At 51.3% G+C, this 17,742-nt stretch carries 8 protein-coding genes and 1 pseudogene; 3 read left to right on the top strand and 6 right to left on the bottom strand.

Annotated features, from left to right (window positions below; genetic code table 11):
- Window positions 1–159 precede the first annotated feature (159 nt).
- The 5 genes and pseudogenes from DW083_RS18975 to DW083_RS18995 all read right to left on the bottom strand — a co-directional run bounded on the left by DW083_RS18975 (window position 160) and on the right by DW083_RS18995 (window position 12,730).
- On the bottom strand, window positions 160–2,232 hold the full coding sequence (locus DW083_RS18975) for a glycoside hydrolase family 95-like protein (RefSeq protein ID WP_370039409.1): 2,073 nt from the start codon (window positions 2,230–2,232) through the stop codon (window positions 160–162).
- Between the two features lie 207 nt (window positions 2,233–2,439).
- Window positions 2,440–5,195, bottom strand: a pseudogene (locus DW083_RS18980) (sugar-binding domain-containing protein).
- Between the two features lie 11 nt (window positions 5,196–5,206).
- Window positions 5,207–8,017 (bottom strand): sugar-binding domain-containing protein, encoded by a 2,811-nt coding sequence (locus DW083_RS18985; protein WP_122333483.1) that lies wholly within the window; start codon window positions 8,015–8,017, stop codon window positions 5,207–5,209.
- 33 nt (window positions 8,018–8,050) lie between these two features.
- Window positions 8,051–11,347 carry a DUF5107 domain-containing protein gene (locus DW083_RS18990; protein WP_122333484.1) on the bottom strand — a complete coding sequence of 1,099 codons (3,297 nt, stop codon included), beginning with the start codon at window positions 11,345–11,347 and terminating at the stop codon, window positions 8,051–8,053.
- Between the two features lie 9 nt (window positions 11,348–11,356).
- Window positions 11,357–12,730 carry a sugar porter family MFS transporter gene (locus tag DW083_RS18995; RefSeq protein ID WP_122333485.1) on the bottom strand — a complete coding sequence of 458 codons (1,374 nt, stop codon included), beginning with the start codon at window positions 12,728–12,730 and terminating at the stop codon, window positions 11,357–11,359.
- Window positions 12,731–13,191: 461 nt separating this feature from the next.
- Between DW083_RS18995 and DW083_RS19000 the strand changes: the two genes are divergently transcribed.
- Window positions 13,192–14,079: an AraC family transcriptional regulator gene (locus DW083_RS19000; RefSeq protein ID WP_115498415.1), complete on the top strand. Its 888-nt coding sequence runs from the start codon at window positions 13,192–13,194 to the stop codon at window positions 14,077–14,079.
- A 9-nt stretch (window positions 14,080–14,088) separates the two neighbouring features.
- Here DW083_RS19000 and DW083_RS19005 read toward each other — a convergent pair whose 3' ends face one another.
- Window positions 14,089–15,660, bottom strand: a complete 1,572-nt coding sequence (locus tag DW083_RS19005; RefSeq protein ID WP_122333486.1) for a sulfatase — start codon at window positions 15,658–15,660, stop codon at window positions 14,089–14,091.
- A 140-nt stretch (window positions 15,661–15,800) separates the two neighbouring features.
- Between DW083_RS19005 and DW083_RS19010 the strand changes: the two genes are divergently transcribed.
- Together DW083_RS19010 and DW083_RS19015 are read left to right on the top strand one after the other, a co-directional pair.
- Complete coding sequence (locus DW083_RS19010) at window positions 15,801–17,039, top strand: AAA family ATPase (protein WP_122333487.1); 1,239 nt, start codon at window positions 15,801–15,803, stop codon at window positions 17,037–17,039.
- A gap of 88 nt (window positions 17,040–17,127) precedes the next feature.
- Window positions 17,128–17,529 (top strand): hypothetical protein, encoded by a 402-nt coding sequence (locus tag DW083_RS19015; protein WP_122333488.1) that lies wholly within the window; start codon window positions 17,128–17,130, stop codon window positions 17,527–17,529.
- Window positions 17,530–17,742 lie beyond the last annotated feature (213 nt).

The following is a 17,742-nucleotide window of genomic DNA, read 5'->3' on the forward strand; positions in this document are numbered from 1 at the left end:
TTCACTAAAATAACCGGTCCGAAAGCGCTTTTTCGACCGGAAAACAATCGTCGGGGAGACACTTCTCGAAGCCTCTAAAGGAGGTTTTCAAGACGTTTTTTACAATAAGCCCCCCTCAAAATCCAATAGTCAACGTCTCTCCTTTACCTGTTTCCAGAGTCAGGATACCATCCTGCTCCTGTTTCTCACCTTTATTTCCGGAAACGAAACTAATTTTGCTTCCCTCGGGGATCGCCAGTCGCAAGGTTCCTCCCTGCTCCGGATAGATTCGGATCTGCCGAAGCCTGCCTCCTTCTCTCTCGCCGAGACCAGGAAAGCTCCCATTGCACGCAATTTATCGAAAGAAACATCCTGCCACGATGCCGGGATAGCCGGGAATACACGGATAATACCTGTATGACTCTGAAGCAACATCTCCTGAATACCGGCGGCAAAGGCAAAATTACCTTCCAGCGTAAAAGGCCGGTAGGTGAACTTGGACTTTCCGCTCTTCGTCTGGTCGCCATTCGCATGGAACGTATTGGGCAGGCAGAAACATTCGGCAAAAGTGCGAAGCTCGCGGGCAGCCCCTTCACCATCGAAAGCACGGGCTTTCATGTTGCCGAACCAGCTGTAAGAATAGCCGCACCAGTAATCGGGACCGATATCCTGCAATTTCTTCAAGGTTGCTTTTATGATCTGCCGGGATTTCTCACCCTGGCTCCAGTCGATCAGACCAAGCGGATGGATGGACATGGCATGCGAGAAATGGCGATGCGATTGATTGTAAGGGAAACCTTTGGCAAAAGCCAACGCGCCGTCTTCATCCAGCGCAAACTCAGGGAGTTCGGCACCGACGGCTTTCCAATGGGCCGCCTCATCCGTGAAGTTCAGTTCCGAAGCTAACTCCGAGGCTGCACCGAAAGCAAAACGCATCAGGGAAAGGTCGTAATTTGTCATATCCTTGAACCAGGCATCGATCGAGTTATCAAAGATCTCCGGACTGGAACTAAGCGGCAATCTGCGAACGCCGTCTGCACCGACCTCGGAGATTTGTTCCAGGAAAATTACCACCTCTTTCAAGAACGGATAAGCACGTTCCTTCAGGAATACACGATCGGCAGAATACTTCCAATGCAGATAAAAATGCTGGGACAACCAGGCTCCGACTGTCGGAGACATGGAGTACTGTATCCAACCGCCCATCGGCTCGCCGGTCAGGGTACAAACACCCGGAATATTCATGCCGTCCGTTTCAAAATACTGACGGGTATATTGCTTATAAACATCGCGTTGGTTCCACAAGGTATTCAGATAGCCCATCTCTTCCTGCAGGTGGTTCCCGGTGTAGGAAGGCCAGTAACTCAACTGCGTATTCAAATCATGATGATAATCTCCCTTCCAGGGCGGCAACATCCCGTTATCTGCTGTCCAAACAGCCTGTAAAGAAACCGGATAGGAGTCTTCGCGGGCGGCAGAACCGAACTTGTACATTTCGTTATCGTACTGCTTTTGCAAAACAGTGTCCGGCAGCGATACGGACGACTGTGCCCAGTAGTCACGCCAAAATCCCATATGCGAACGATAATCGGTCTCGACGCCTCTCTTCATAGCATCGGCGGTTTCCTTCTCAGCCCGGTCTTCCGAAAGGGAAGAGGTCAAACTCCATACACCCCAGAGAGTTCCGCCTTTCTGTTCCCAACGAACCACCACATCATAAGAAAATCCGCTCCAGCCTTCCTGATGGAAAGTGGCCGTACCGGCATCCTTCCGCGTAGTACCCTGCTTATATCCCAAGCGGGCCAAAGCAGGACCGGCATGCGAATTATCGTTGGCAACCTCATCGGGGTTATTATAGCGGGGAGCGACAATATCCGGCGAAACAGTATCCGGCAGGTTCTCAAACACAAACCATCCGACCGGTTCGGACGCGTGCACGAAGGTCTTCAGCTTCGTCCCGCTATCCCAAGCGACCTCACAAAGTGCATTATTGAGATAAAGACGCACCGAAGAAACCTTCCCCATCTCCAGTGGAAATTCCAAGGCTGCTCCCGGAATCTTGGAAGGGGCGGGCAATGCATTATACGGCCAGTCGAACTTCTGCTGCACCGGCAGATAATCCCCTTTCCGCACCTGCTCGCGCACCCAGGCAAAGCGGTTGTTCGGCCCCGAGATGCTATCGCTCGGACGCAAATCCCACAGGTCCGTCCTGTCCAGTGAAAGACGCAAAGCCGAATCGCGCTGCCAGACCAAAGCCCCGACAGTGGCATTCCCAAGCGGAATACCTTCATCCCAGTCTGCGCCAGATTATCAAACTGCAAATCACTGTCCGAAGGGACGACAGGCAGTGATCCATTCCCGCTACAAGCGACCAACAAGTATGCGCTTATACAACTTATCCAAAATTCTTTTTTCATGTGTATTGAATCGATATTATCTTTTCTTCAGCAAAGGTACGGTTTATTGGTTTAATAGCTGCCTAATCGCTTCGCCTGATTGGGTTTCCGCATGATGGATCTTGCTGTAGTCGAACAGGGCATCCAGCTCATACGGTTGCAAAGATACAGACGGGGCAAAACGGTCGGAGGCGACATAGTTGCGGACGGATGTCAACAGCTGTTGCATGGCCGGACGTTTTTCCATATCCTTCTCCGGATCGACACAAAGGACAAACAACTTACCACCGGCAACGTTGGCTTCAAACGAGATTCCTAATTTACGGTTCACTTCGTAGGTGTCGATACTTTGGATAACGGGGGTCAACGTGCGCATATCGGTCAGATCCACCGCCGTTGCGTAGTTCAGGATGTCCCACCACTGCCAGTCGGCATAATAAGAGGTCGGGAAGTCGCGAAAAGCGGGATGCTGATGATCAATGCAGGTTCCGACGATCATCGGTTTCCAGTTAAACATGATCGGATTCCAGAAATGGCTGGCGAAATGCGCTTTCCGCCCGGCACAACTATCCGGAACCAGCAGGACGTTTTCGCCTTTCAGGAGCAACTCCTTAGCCTTTTCCCATTGGCGGACGTATGTATATACTTCGGATGCGGGTTGTTTCACAGCCGGGTAGACCCAGATGTCCCATTCATTGCAAATACCGCCTGCGATACGCGCCTTCAACGTATATTTTCCGGCGGCAGTGACTTTATCCAACGGGATATTGACCACACCCAGGGAGTCAACCGTACTGAACGGGATCTCCTTGTGCTGATCTTACCGCTTCCGACGATATCGCCGGCTTCACCCTCGAGCTGCCAGGCGAGTTGTCCCTTGCGGATCGCTTCGGGGCCGAACTGATAGATACCTAATTTTGCGGTGAAGGTTTCATTGTTTGTATAGGTACGTTTCGGAAGACGTGCCAGAAGAACGACCGGAGCGCATGACTCGCGGAATTTTTCCGGCGTCACCAATCCCTTACTCTCCCAGAAAGCATCCAGGATTCCGACAAAGGCGCTTCCCTGTCCCGGGAAGTCGGAAAGGCCGAGCAGCTGGAAGCCGCCGGAGGTGGAGGTACGCAGCAGGGCTTCGTTCACCTCCTTATACTGAAGGACAGTATGCGCACCGGTTGCCCGGAAGAACTCGTCAGCCTGGTGCAGCATCCCGTTACGGGCAAGGCGATCCTGGAATACTTTAAAGTTACGGGGTTCCAGCACACCGGTGTATTTCTTCATCTCTTCGAAGTTGGGATACATGCAGCGTTGGCCCGTTTCGTGGGCGATGACCGGCACGTCGATGGCCGATTCCTCACAGAGGTCCCAATCGGTGGAGGGCTTGCCCTCATAGACGGTGATCCAGCGCCGGTTCTTATCCCCGACATTGGCGGCTACATGGGAGGCGTAATACTGGTCTGCCTTGACGTGCGTACGGGCTGTGGAGGCGGAATAGAGATGGCGGGGGTCGTAAGCCTGTCCCTTCTTCACAAGGTCTTCCAGCACAGCGAAGTCGCCTTCGTTCTCATTACCGTTACAGTAGAGGATAAAGGAGGGGTGGTTGCCATACTCGTCCAGAATGGCATACATCTCCTTTTCGAAGAAGTCGCGGCGGGCGGGGTATCGGCCGACATCCTTGATCCACATCGGAAGTTCCACCTGCAAGTAGAGTCCGAGTTCGTCGGCCGCATCGAAAGCGGCTTCCGGGGGGCACCAGGAATGAAAGCGGATATGGTTCATCCCGTAATCTTTCACCGTACCCATGATACGCTTCCACTCCTTCACATCCGTAGCCGGATAGCCGGTGATCGGGAAGACACAGCAGTCCAGGACACCGCGCAGGTGGATATCGCGGCCGTTCAGGCGGACATGATGGCGTCCCTGCTCCACGTGCCGCATACCGAAAACAGATGAGCGCAAGTCTTCACCGGCTTCCGTATCGAGCGTCGCCGTCAGATCGTAGAGAGCGGGGGAAAACTCGTCCCACAGTTTCATATCTTTGCCTAACGCGAGTTCGTGCTCGATCGTACTGGCGCCTGACAGGGCGACAGGCACTACCGCCCGGCAAACCTCTTTTCCTCCCTTTTCACGGATATGAAGCGTGAGGGTCCCCTTTACCGGGTTTCCGGCAGTATGGAAGGCAAGGCTGACTTTTACCTTCCCGGTTTCGGTATCGGGATAGATATCCATCTTTTCAATATAGCAAGACGGTTTAGCGATCAGTTCCATCCGTCCGGCTACCCCGTTCCAGTTTGTTTGCGTATATTCGGTCGTTCCGTGTGTCCACTGGTCCATCGGATATTTCAGACGGTTATCGACGCACAAGGTCAGCGTGTGCAGGCCGGGCGTCAGCTGTTTAGTCAGAATGAAACGGTTCGGGGTGGAGAGGCGTTCATCGGTCGCAACCGGTTCGCCATCCACAAAGACAGCCGTTTCCCAATGGCAGCGTTCCAGCAAAAGGATCACTTCCTTCCCTTTCCAGTCTTCCGGGATCACCACTTCACGCTGGTACCACGCCTGCCCGCAGTATTCGAATTTACGGCTCAGGCGGTCCACATGCGCCACTATATTCTGAATGCCTTTGCCTCCTTCATCCATAGAGCCGGGCAAAGTGATCGTTTCGGTCAGTTTACTTAAATACAATTCCGATCCGGGTGTCTTGCCAAACCCCATCGGGTCCAGTTGGAAGCGCCACAGGCCGGACAGGTCCATTCGCCCGGACTCCTCTGCCTGTACCACCAGACAAGCAAAGAGGGAGATCAATAAAATAGAGAGTCTTTTCATGTTTCTTGTTCTTATTTAGTGTATAATAAATCTTTCACCTCCAACGCCTGTGCTGGGTTAAACTGCCCGGACATCATATATTCCAGGAGGCTTTGCCGGAACTGGGCGGCTGCCGGACGGCTGGCCAGATCGTTTTGCAGGTCGGCACTACAAACCAGCAGTTTGCCTTTACCGACACGGGCTTCGTAGAGCATCCCGAGTTTACGGTTCGTAAACCAGTCATCCACGATATGGACAATCGGGCGGAAGCCGTCCGGATAGTCATCGAGGATCATGGCATCGCAACGGCTCATCAGGTCCCACCACTGATAATCGCTCACTCCTTCATTCGGGAAAGCGGCCAGTGCGGGATGTTTCGCATCACAACAAACGCCGAGTGTATGCGGGGCTTGTCCACGTGTCCAGGCGGTGTTCCAGAAGATGCTGGAGAAACCGACAGCGATATCGCCTCCCTTTTCCGGCGGAACGGTTCCGTAGGTCAACAGCAAAACGGATTCACCGTTATTCAGCTTGTCCTGCGCCGTTTTATCCAGGCGGGTCGTGATATACGGTAACTTGTCTATTGCCTTCTTTTCCGCAGGATAGACCCAGATGTGCCACTGATTCCTTATGTCCGTGTTCTCAACCTGAGCCGAAACGAGTAGCTGGACAGGCTCTTTAAAACGAGACAAATCACAACGAGCTGTGCCGACCGGTATGCAATTGCCAAGCGGCAGGTCACAAGTGAAAGAACGTTGTTCCAGCAGTTCATCATCCATCGTCGAAATACACAGGCGGATTGTTGCACCGGGCATCGCCTTTTCTCCGAAATGAGCTATTTCCAGGGGGACTTCCAGCACCTCATTATTCAACCAGACCATCTTCGGAAAACGAATCAACGGAACGGTACCGTTACAGAACGTACTGTATTCTTTGCCCGTCACATATCCTTTATCATCCCAGAAAGGGTCGAGCACACCGACAAGCGCCGTCCCCTGTCCGGGGAAATCATGCAGATCGAGCAACTGGAAACCGGCAAAGCCCGGGGTACGCAGGGCGGCTTCGATATCCGCCTTATAGCACAGGGTCTGCAAACGGCCGGAAGCATACAGGAACTTTTCTCCCATATCAGCCATTCCTTTTTCCGCCAGGGTTTCCCGAAATATTTCCAGATTCTTGGCTTTCAGTACGCCCGTATATTTCTCTATCTCCTTGAAGTTCGGATAGACACACCACTGACCGATCTCGTGGCTGACAGTCGGCATGTCCTGCCGGATGATACCGGCAAAGTCATAATCCGTTCGCGGGGCTTCCCTGTTGATAATACTCCTGAGACCTGCTCCCCAAGCCTGGATACGCGGATTAGGGGCATTCCAGTAATCGGCATTCCCGACATAGGGCCATCCGCCGGCACTGGAATAAACGTGGCGGGAGTCCTTACTTTTCCAATAATCGACCAGGCCGGACAGATAAGCCACCTGATCCGCTCCGGCCGGTTCATTCCCATACACCATCATGCAGAACGAAGGGTGATTGCCATATTCTTTCAGGATACGGTCGCTTTCTTCCTTCAGCCATTGATCTTGCGGTTTGCCGCTGCCGACCTCCGCCCAGGCTCCACATTCCACCTGCAGATAGATTCCCATACTGTCCGCCACATGGAAAGCAGCTTCCGGAGGACACCAGGAATGGAAGCGGACATGATTCAAGCCATATTCCTTACAGGTGCGGTAGATCTTTGCCCAATAGTCAGGCTGCATGGCGGGATAGCCTGTCAGCGGGAAAATACAGCATTCCAGCGTGCCCCGGAGGAAAACGGGCTGTCCGTTGACTTCAAAACGGGTTCCGTTCGCCTTGAACTCACGGAGGCCGAAGTCGTAACAGGCTTTATCCGTCCCGCCGGAAGACCGAACGGAAACATTCATCTTATAGGCATTGGGGGTATGTTCCGACCAAAGCCCAGCTTCTTCTCCCATATCGACAACCAGTTCAACCGGTTCATTCTCTTTTCCGGGCTCAACAGCCGACTGCACCGGGTTTCCGACAGGTTTGCCGTCAAACGTCACGGCCTGCAATGAAACGGTAGATGCGCCTGCTTCTGCCGAGCCTTTTAATTGAATCTTTACCTGCGCTTGCTTCTTTTTTATATCCGGGAAGATCTGTACGGATTCGATATAAAGGGATGGCTTTGCAGACAGTTTCATCTCTCCGATAATCCCGTTCCAGTTGCTTTGCGTATGGTCGGAAACACTGTGCGCATTCATGCCGACATCGACGTAAAGGCGGTTATCCACCCGCAGGGTAAAGGTATGTTCACCGGCTTTCAATCCATTCAGGAGATAACGGTGAGGCGTCTGCAAAGAATTTTGCGACCCGACCTTTTTGCCATCCAGGAAAAGAGTGGTTTCCCAATGCGTCCGTTCGAGGTCCAGTATGATCGGACGGTTCTCCCAACCGGACGGGACATTCACTTTCTTCCGATACCAGGCGGCACCCACATAATGCTTATCCGGATTCAGCCAGAAAGGGACTTTGATATTACCTGCCTGGCGGTACTTGGCATATTCGGGGGCCTTATACCAGGAGCTGTCGACAATCTGTCCCGTCCATTTCGTGTCCAGGCTGACATCTTCCCCCTTCCCTTGTTCCTGCAAGGAACCCGGCAGGCAGAGCGTTTCTCCCAATTCTTTATTCTGCCATTCCTGTTTCACACCTATATCTTCCGGGTCCAAAGCAAATTGCCACTCACCCGCCAAAGACAGTTCGGCCGGAACCCTCCGGCAAGACATCAAGGAAAGCAATCCTATCGACATCAGGAACAACACGCTATTCCGCAGTTTCATAATCTTATCTGTTTAAGTGATTGATATATTTGTTTATACCGTTCCTATCATCTGCCGATGGATCTGTACTCCCTGGTGGTTGTTGTCCATTTCGGCGGCGATGCTGAAATAGGTTTCTGCCTTTTCCGGATGGCCGAGACCGAGGTGGCCAAGGCCCATCAGGTAGTTGCAGTGGATGCGGTTCTTCTTGTCCATATCGTCTTCCCAAATCTGGAGATCCGGAAGGGAGACGGCGAAATAATCCATCTTGAAGGTGTCGAACAGGTGCTTTTCCCCAAAATCGATCAGGCGGTTGAAACGGCTGCGGGCCTCCTCCTCGCGTCCAAGCTTGCGGAGCGCCAATCCCTGGTAGAAAATCTTATCCGGCTTCTGGTCGTTGTAATACATGGCGGCTGCCGGCTGGCTATTGCCGACGCTTGCGGCCAGGAACAGGTCATGCGCTTCCGCCTCACGTCCCAATGCTTGCAGGGCGCAGGCTTTATAATAATTGAAATCATTCTCCTGGGCTCCATACAATTTACCTTCTCCCAAATTATGGGGATAGACGAAGCATTCCTCGATCAGTGCCAATGCTTTTTCGTTCTCTCCGGCTTTCAGGCAGGCTTTCACCAGTTCGACACGCGCCAGTTGGTATTGCGCAGGGATTTTCCCCTCTCCACCTTCCCAGGGATGGAAACGGCGGGCGTCGATCATGCGGATCGCCTCTTCGTAGCGTCCCGACTGGTTGAGCAGGGTGACGTATTCCAGATAGAGGTCGTCGCGGGAAAAAGCCGTCTCCTTGACTTTATCCAATATGGCCAGACGATCGGCATGAGGACGGTTCAGGCGCTTATACAGCTGGTCGCATTCCATCAGGATACGGGCATCCCGTATATCCAGTTTAAAGGCTCTTTCGAGCAAAGCGACCGCCTCCTGTTGTTTGCCCAGCTTATTGAAATATGCCAGGGACAAGTTGCGGAGGACTGTCGGGAAGGTATCGTCCTGCTCTATCGACTTTTCCCATGCAGCTATAGCTTCGGCATACTGCCGTTTGTCGTACCACAGGTTACCCAGATAATAATAGGCTTTGGGAGTAAATTCTGCAAAACGGACCACAGCCTGAAGAGCAAGAATCGCTTCCAAAACATTCGGGAAACAGCAGTCGGCCGGCTGATGTTCGGCGATACAAATTGCCATTTCCGCCTCTCTCATCCGGCCCGACACCAGCAGGAACCAACTCTTGTAATAGTAGAGCATGGTCCGTCCCGTTGTAACCGCTTCGCAAGCCACCTCAACCACCTTCAAGGCTTCATTCCAGCAGCCGGCAGAAGCATAATCGAGGGCCAGTTCCTCATAATTATGACCTTCCCGACGCATCCGGAGCACCAGATCGTCCAGGACCTCTTTCTTCTCCGTCAGCAAATATTCTTCAAAGCTACAACCGAAATTAAACCGGTCGATGGTTAGCGATTCGCGGATCAGAGCGAGCGCTTCATCGGTACGTCCGAGATGACGGAGAACAATCGCTTTCAGATGACGTCCACGCAAGTTATGCCAGTTACGGAGCAGGGATTTATCTATTTCATATAGCGCATCTTCCCAGTTTCCTTTTGCGGCGGAGAGTTGTGCCAACGAATAATAGCCGGCATCCTGCCAGGCGGCATTCCAGCAAGCCTTATAGAAATAGTCGTACGCTTCTTCCGTTTTACCCTGATATTTCAGGGAGAGCCCGAGATTATACAACGGTTCACCGTCATAGGGGTTCGGATTCCTTTCGGTCAGCGTCTTCACCGCCCGGCGCAAATAGGGTTCGGCTTTGGAAAACTGCCCCTTACGGATCAGCCACAGGCCCATCGCATTGTTATTCCGCACATCGTCCGGATCACGGCGGAGCGCCTCTTCATAGTAATCGGTGGCGGAATATGTCGCGTGGCGATATTGTTCGAGGTGAAGTCCGGTCAGATACAGCTGCTCCGTCGTCCGGATCTCTTTCGGATCGAGAGCCGCTTTAGCCGGTTCGGGTACTTCCTTGATCTCATCGGGTTCGGGTTCCCAGCCGAGAAGGAGTTTCCCTCCGGGACTATAAACCGACACCTTTATGCCTGTTAGGTCTCTGACCGGTACTTCTTCCTCCAAGATTGTTTCAGGGGTGATGTCACAGACGATGTCCAGCGCCGGCTCTCCCTCTTTTGTCACCACGATATGCAACCCTTTCTGTGCAGAAGTGGCAAATATCTTCAAACGCGACACCTCTCCTTCCGGTTCGATATTCATCAGCAGGTCGGAAGAGGCATTCTTGACAACACCTAATTCCCGGTAGGGCATAAAATACTGCGTGAAAGTCTTTTCTTCATACGGTTGCAGCCAGGTAAAATCGGGCTGGTTGTCGGTATAGACACCGGTCATCAGCTCGATATAAGGGCCGTCGGCATCCGTCAGGTTGCGGTCCCAGGCCTGCCCGAAATCACCGTTTCCCCAAGTCCATTGCTTTTTACCCGGAGAGATATGATGGTTTGCGACATGCAAGACGCCGGCACGGGTATCGTTCTCGTAACCGCCGACGAAATTATACCTGGAACGGATAGCCATGTAGGAAGTGGGCACCGGAATATTCTTATAACGGGAGATATCGACACCCGCCGAATAATCCATCTTATAATAGGTTCCGGTCGCAATCGGATAACGGGAAACATCACGTTTGCCATGATCGAACACGGCATTCACATCGCCCGGAAAGACAGACTGGTAATGTTCGTTGACCGCCACCGCCGGATTCGCCCACCAGAGAAATGTCTGCGGCAGGGGAGTCGGATTATAAACCTTGCCCTGTATCTCCAGCACGGCGCGTCCCGGACGCAGGGTAAAGCCCGCCATCCCCTTCTGGTGGAACATCCGTTCCCGTTCGCTCACCCAGACCACCACACTGCCGTCGGGGCGTTTCTCGATCGAATAGTCCACCGGGAGGAAGGTGCTGGGGCGGTGATGCTGCGGCCAGTTGAACTCGATGCCGCCGGAGATCCAAGGACCTGTCAGGCCGACCAGAGCCGGTTTGATCACATGGTTGTAGTAGATGAAATGGCGCTCCTTGATCTTATCGTATGCCATCTGCACACGTCCGCCCAATTCAGGCAGGATCATCACCTTTATATATTCATTCTCCAGATAGACCGCATGATAAGACTTATCTTCGCAGGTATCTTCAATCTTTTCAATCACGGGATACGGATATACCACCCCGCTGCTTCCCTGGTAAACACGTTTTTCCAGGAACATCGGGTTCTTTTCAGGTTTACCGATGCCATAGGTAGGGAGAAGAATATCTTCTTCCCAGACTTTTACATTCTCTGCCATATTCTAAAGTTATTTCGTTAATTCTTTTTCAAGTTCTTCCAATGTCTTTCCTTTGGTTTCCGGAAGCCGTGCCCGTATAAAGAGGAAGCCTGCCAGACAGATCCCGCCATACAGCCAGAACGTACCCGAGGCGCCGACCGCCTCATTCAAAAGCGGGAAGGTATAGGTAAGCAGGAAGCAGGCCACCCAGAGGAAAAAGGTGGAGAGCGCCATCGCCATACCACGTATGCGGACCGGGAATATCTCGGAAAGGACTACCCAGACCACCGGAGCCAGCGACATCGCATAGCAGGCGATCGCCAGCACGACCAGCAACAGCATCGGCCAGCCGCTTATACCTAAGAAATAGCAAGTCCCCAGAATCGCATAAATCAACGCCAAGCCTGCCGAGCCGACAAACATCAGCGTACGCCGTCCCCATTTGTCCACCGTATAGATCGCAACAAACGTAAAGACCACATTCGTCACACCCGTCACCACGATATTCATCAGGACATCCGACACGGCATAACCGGCAGCCGAGAATATCTCGTGCGCATAATTGAAGATCACATTGATACCGCACCATTGTTGGAAAACGGCCAGGACAATCCCGATCACCAACACACTGCGCACACCGGGTTGAAGCAAGGCTCCCCAGTTGGCTTTTTCTTTCTTATCTCCGTTCAACTGTCCCAGTTCGGAAAGCGTCTGCCGGGCATATTCCGTTCCGCCCACACGCCCCAGGATTTTTCCGGCCTCGGCTGTCCGTCCGGTCGTAGCCAGCCACCGGGGGCTTTCGGGAATCACGAAAGAGAGGATGAAGAATAATCCTGCCGGGATCAGTTCGGCCCAGAACATCCAACGCCAGGCCCATTCGATACTCCCGGCGCTCAATGTTTCCCCGCCGGCAGTAAAGTACTCCCCGATCTGCCAGTTTGCCAACTGCGCCATCAGGATACCTAACACGATCGTCAACTGGTTGAGGGAAACGAACTTTCCACGAACGGAAGCAGGAGACACCTCGGCTATATAGACCGGAGAGACATTCGAGGCAATACCGATACCGAAACCTCCTATAATGCGATAAACGACAAACCAGAAGAAACTGTCCACCGCCCCTGTCCCCACAGCCGAAGCGACAAAAAGGAAGGATGCCGCAATGAGCATCTTCTTGCGCCCGTAGCGATCGCTCCACGCGCCGGACAGCAAAGCACCCGCCAGGCAACCGATCAACGCACTGCTCATCGCCCACCCGCGCAGAGCGGCCGAACCTTCCAGATGGAAAAAGGGTTCATAAAAGATTTTAGCTCCTCCGATCACGACCCAGTCGTAACCGAACAGCAGTCCCCCCATCGCCGAGACGAGGCAGATCAGTAATAAATAGGCTGTCGTTTGCTTCATGATAATCAGTTATTAAGTTACCTGCGGTAAATGGTGATTTAGCGACATTGTCTTAGGGCTGTAAGCCCGGCAGATCTCAGCCCAAGGCGTGAGCCTTGGGTTAAGGAAACGTCCCCCTCCCCCTCTTAGCCCTGTAAGGGCGGCACCGTGACATCCTGTGTCACAATGTATCGCCCTTACAGGGCTCGAAGACAGGAGGTAGTTCTGTTTAAACCCAAGGCTCACGCCTTGGGCTATGATCTGTCGCCCTTACAGGGCTTTTGGCCGGGTTTGGAACCCACCCCTACGAGGCCGTTATCCTGACATCGTTAAATCATCATTTATCTACTAATATTGAATTATTAAGATATGATGCAAAGTAAAGAACTTCCGTATAAACGGAAAATAGATAAAAAGTCTATAACAATGGACAATCTTCCGATTTTAATCGTAAGTTTGCAGTATTCTTAAATCTATCAGCCATGATCAAAAGAAAAGACGGTTTCAGCGGTGAACGGGCACTTGTCCTTCCCCAATCCATTATCCATGACATGGAAGAAGACCCAATCTCTTCCATCCTGCACATCACCGACATCGGATATTACCCGAAAGCCTTGCACCATTTCCGGGAACGGGAAGAACCGATCTCCCAATTTGTCTTTATTTACTGCACGGAAGGTTCCGGTTGGTACCGGACGGAAGGGCAGGAACACTCCGTGACCGCCAACCAATACTTCATACTGCCGGCAGGAAAACCGCATGCCTACGGAGCAAATGAAGCAGATCCCTGGACAATCTACTGGATACATTTCAAGGGGAAACTGGCTTCCCACTTTGCGCGGCAATATACCCGCCCGGTAGAAGTCAAGCCAGGCGTACACTCGCGCATCAGCAACCGAATCGACATGTTCGAAGAGATATTCCGGACACTCGAAATGGGTTACAGCCACGAGAACCTGCTATACGCCAGCTCCATCTTCTACCACTATCTCGGGACACTCCGCTACCTGCAACAATACCGGGATGCCGCCCACAACGAAACGGAGAAGAACGACATCGTCACGGCTGCCATCCATTTCATGAAGGAAAACATCGAAAAGCGGCTGACCTTGCAGAAGATCGCCGACCACACGGGCTATTCCGCCTCCCATTTCTCCGCCCTGTTCAGCCAGCGGACAGGCTATGCCCCACTCGCCTACTTCAACCAGCTGAAAATCCAGCAGGCTTGCCAACTGTTAGACTTCACGGATATGAAGATCAACCAGGTCTGCTATAAGATCGGGATCGAGGACACCTACTACTTCTCCCGCCTCTTCAGCAAGGTGATGGGAATGCCGCCGAGGGAGTACAAGAAGATGAAGAAAGGATGAGCTTGTTACTTACCAGTAATACCCATCTATAATCTCCTGCATCCGGGGCGTTGCCTCGTCCGTATCGCCAACCTCGCGGCGGAGTTGCAAAAGTTCGCGTTTCATCCGCTCGATCTCGCCGGCGTAGGCGGGGGAATTGTAGACGTTGTGATCTTCGTGGGGATCGGACAGAAGGTCATAAAATTCCCAGGAGGGAGTGACGGGTGCTTTATCCGAACCGGTCGCGTTCAACGGATCACCATAAAGGAACATCAGCTTGTAGCGGTGGTTACGGATACCCATGTGCGCCGGGCGGATCTTGTGATGCGTCCAATAACGATAGTACATAGACTGGCGCCAGTCACGCGGAGTCTCGCCTTTCAGGTTGTCGCGGAAGCTGCGGCCTTCGCTGCAGGACGGGGCGTTCACTCCGGCATAGTCCGCCAGCGTAGAGGCAAAATCGGTGTTGAGGATGATATCGCCATTGTGCGTCCCGGCAGGGATTTCTTTCGGATAACGGATCACGAAAGGCATATGCAACGGCTCCTCGAACATCATGCGTTTATCGAAGAAGCCGTGCTCACCGAGGAAATAACCCTGGTCGGAGACATAAACCACGATCGTATTCCGTGACAACCCCTCTTCGTCGAGGAAACGGAGCAGACGGCCGATGTTATCGTCGATGGCGGCCCCGCAGCGCAAGTAATCCCGGATCATCTTCTGATAAGTCTTCCGACGGGCCTCCTCCTTCCCCATCCCCTGGATGGAGAACGGCAATTCGGGATATTGGCACCACCACGAAGCAGGGTCTTTCGAAGCCGTCTCCCAGCGCCACGCCATATTCTCGAGCTGTTGCCCGGGGAAGGTACGGCCGGATTTCTCCGGTCCGAACTCCATCATATTGGCCGGTTCGGGGAACGTAACGTCATCATAAAGATGCGCTAACCGTTCAGGGAAATCCCAAGGCTCGTGCGTCGCCTTGAAATGGCAGCACATCATAAAGGGACGGTCCTTCTCGCGCGAACGGATCCACTGGATCGTCTTGTCGGTCACCAGGTCGGTCGAAAAGCCTTTCTCCGGCTTACCGCTCTTTCCCTGGTCATCGTCCACCCAGCCGTCGGCAGTCTTGAAAAGCGGGTCCCAATACTCGCCTTGATCGTGAAAGACACTGAAGTAATCGAAACCGGAGGGCTGCCGTTTCAGATGCCATTTGCCGATCAGCGCAGTCTGGTAGCCACCTTGCTGCATCTGCTTGGCGATATTATCGGTCATCGGGTCAAGGCCGTCCTCAAGGGTGTAGACTCCGTTATGATGGCTGTAAGCGCCCGTCAGTATGGCGGCGCGACTGGGCGCAGAGATCGAGTTTGTGCAGAAGCAATTGTCCAGCACACAGCCCTCGGCAGCCAGCCGTCGTATATTCTCATTCTTTACATATTCGCTCAGGATTCCCCCATATATTCCCCACGCCTGCGAAGTATGGTCGTCGGAAAGGATAAAGAGGATATTCGGCCGTTCGGCAGGCGTCTCTTTATCCTCTGCCCGTGCAGGAGAAACGGCAGCCAGAAGGCCGGCACCGATGATCAGGTTATTAAATGTTTTCATGATATGTATTTCATATTACTTTCCTGCAAAAGTAGCGATTTTCCGTTCAATGTCTACTACAATACTTCAAAACCAGCATATACTCAGGCTAAAGATACAAGAAAATACCTATATTTGCACGAACCGACATATCCCATCATATGGAAAAGATTAGAATAAAAGACTTCGGCCCCATCCAGCAGGCAGAGATAGACATTAAAGATATCTGTGTCCTTATCGGCCACACTTCCAGCGGTAAAAGTACTATCGCTAAACTGCTGGCAATATTCAACAGCATGGAGTTTTATTGTATCGGACCAGGGGATGATCTGTCACCGTTTATATCTTTATTGAAGACATACAATATTGATTTCGAATTCAAAGAGGACACATATATCCGGTATGAAAAAGAGCCTTATCATTGGACGATCTGTAAAGAAGGGGTACAGACAGATTATCCTTATGCGAAAAGCATAAAAGAATGGAATAACCTGTCATTACCTTTATCTGAAGAAAAATCTTTTTACAAATCACGCATTTTATCAGTTATTGAAAACTTCGATGAAGATTTGAAAGCATTCTACGAAGGACAATTAAATGCTATCGAGCAAATACAGGGAGAAGATTTTTTCTTAAGACATCAATTTTATTCGTTATATGCTAAACTTATTAACTTCATGTACAGAGGTGAATCCTCAATTTACATCCCGGCAGAACGAATACTAATGTCCACGCTATCACAAGCTATCTATAGTTTTTATGACAAAGAAATCAACCTGCCGATCAGTCTCAAGAAGTTCGCTAATCTATATAGCCTTGCAAAAAGAGAGAACGATCATTACGTGATCGACTTCCTCAATATTCTCGTTCTTTTCGATAATAAAAAAGGGAACGACGGCTTTATACTCGGTAGCGGCGACGAAGTCGACCTCTCCCAAGCCTCCAGCGGGCTTCAAGCATTAATTCCTATGCTATCCGTATTCGATTATTCTTTATTAAGCCAGAACTTATTAATCATTGAAGAACCGGAACTGAACTTATACACAAAAGTCCAGAAAGACCTCATCGAATATATTATCCGGAGGGCTAAGCAGAATCATGTTAAAATATTCATCACCACCCATAGCCCTTACGTAATGAGCACCCTCCAGAACTTACTGCAAGCCGGAAACATCGCAAAAGAAAGCGAAGCAAAAGCGGCTGAAGTAAAGAAACTCGTACCGGAAGACAGATGGATCGATTATGACGACCTCACCTGCCTGTTTATAAATGCAAACGGAACCTCCCGGAATATCCTGGATCCGGAATACCATACGATCGGCGTTAACGAAATGGATAATGTCTCCGCCGAACTTTCCGACATATACGATTCACTTTTAGAAATAAAGTATCATGAGTAAATGTAAATGCTTTGACTCAAAACCTTTAGGAAAAAGCTTACTTGAACGACTGCCAGCCTGTACCTGCCGGTGCAAATCGGGAATCCGGTTGTCTGCACAAGAAAACGGACGCAAGTTCGTCCTGGTCACTGATGACTGGAATAAAGTGGAGAAAATAAAGGTGGACGGCGCTCTTATTTACGAACAGACGACAGAGAAATGCGACTATTTCTTTTTCTATAATCCCGATCTCAAACAAGAAAAACGGGAAGCCTATTTCGTCGAATTGAAAGGAAAAGACTTAAGCAAGGCGATCAACCAAATCATTACAACGCTCCAGACCTTTATTCGGGAAGGCATAATGACAAATATATCCCTGCGGAAAGCCTTTATCGTCAGTTCCCGTGTTCCCCAAACCGACCGGACTATTGAAAAACTGAAGGAAGATATGGTAAAGAAGCACAACTGCCCTGTTAAAATCAAGAACAATATGATTGAGTACAAACCATAAGCACTCTCAATGCATTTTACCTGCCGCGAATAAAAAACAACCCGGCGAATAGAGTGGTTCATACGGAATATGTTGTACATTTGCATCCATCCGGTATTCATGTCACAGTTATGAAACAGAAAGAATACGGTTGTAACATAGAAGGAGTACGACTGTGACATGAAAGGAACACGGCAGTGACATGCAATAGAAGAGAGAAGTTATCACTTAAAA

Origin of the sequence: Parabacteroides sp. AF48-14 (assembly GCF_003477465.1) — a bacterium.
Taxonomy (GTDB): Bacteria; Bacteroidota; Bacteroidia; order Bacteroidales; family Tannerellaceae; genus Parabacteroides; species Parabacteroides acidifaciens.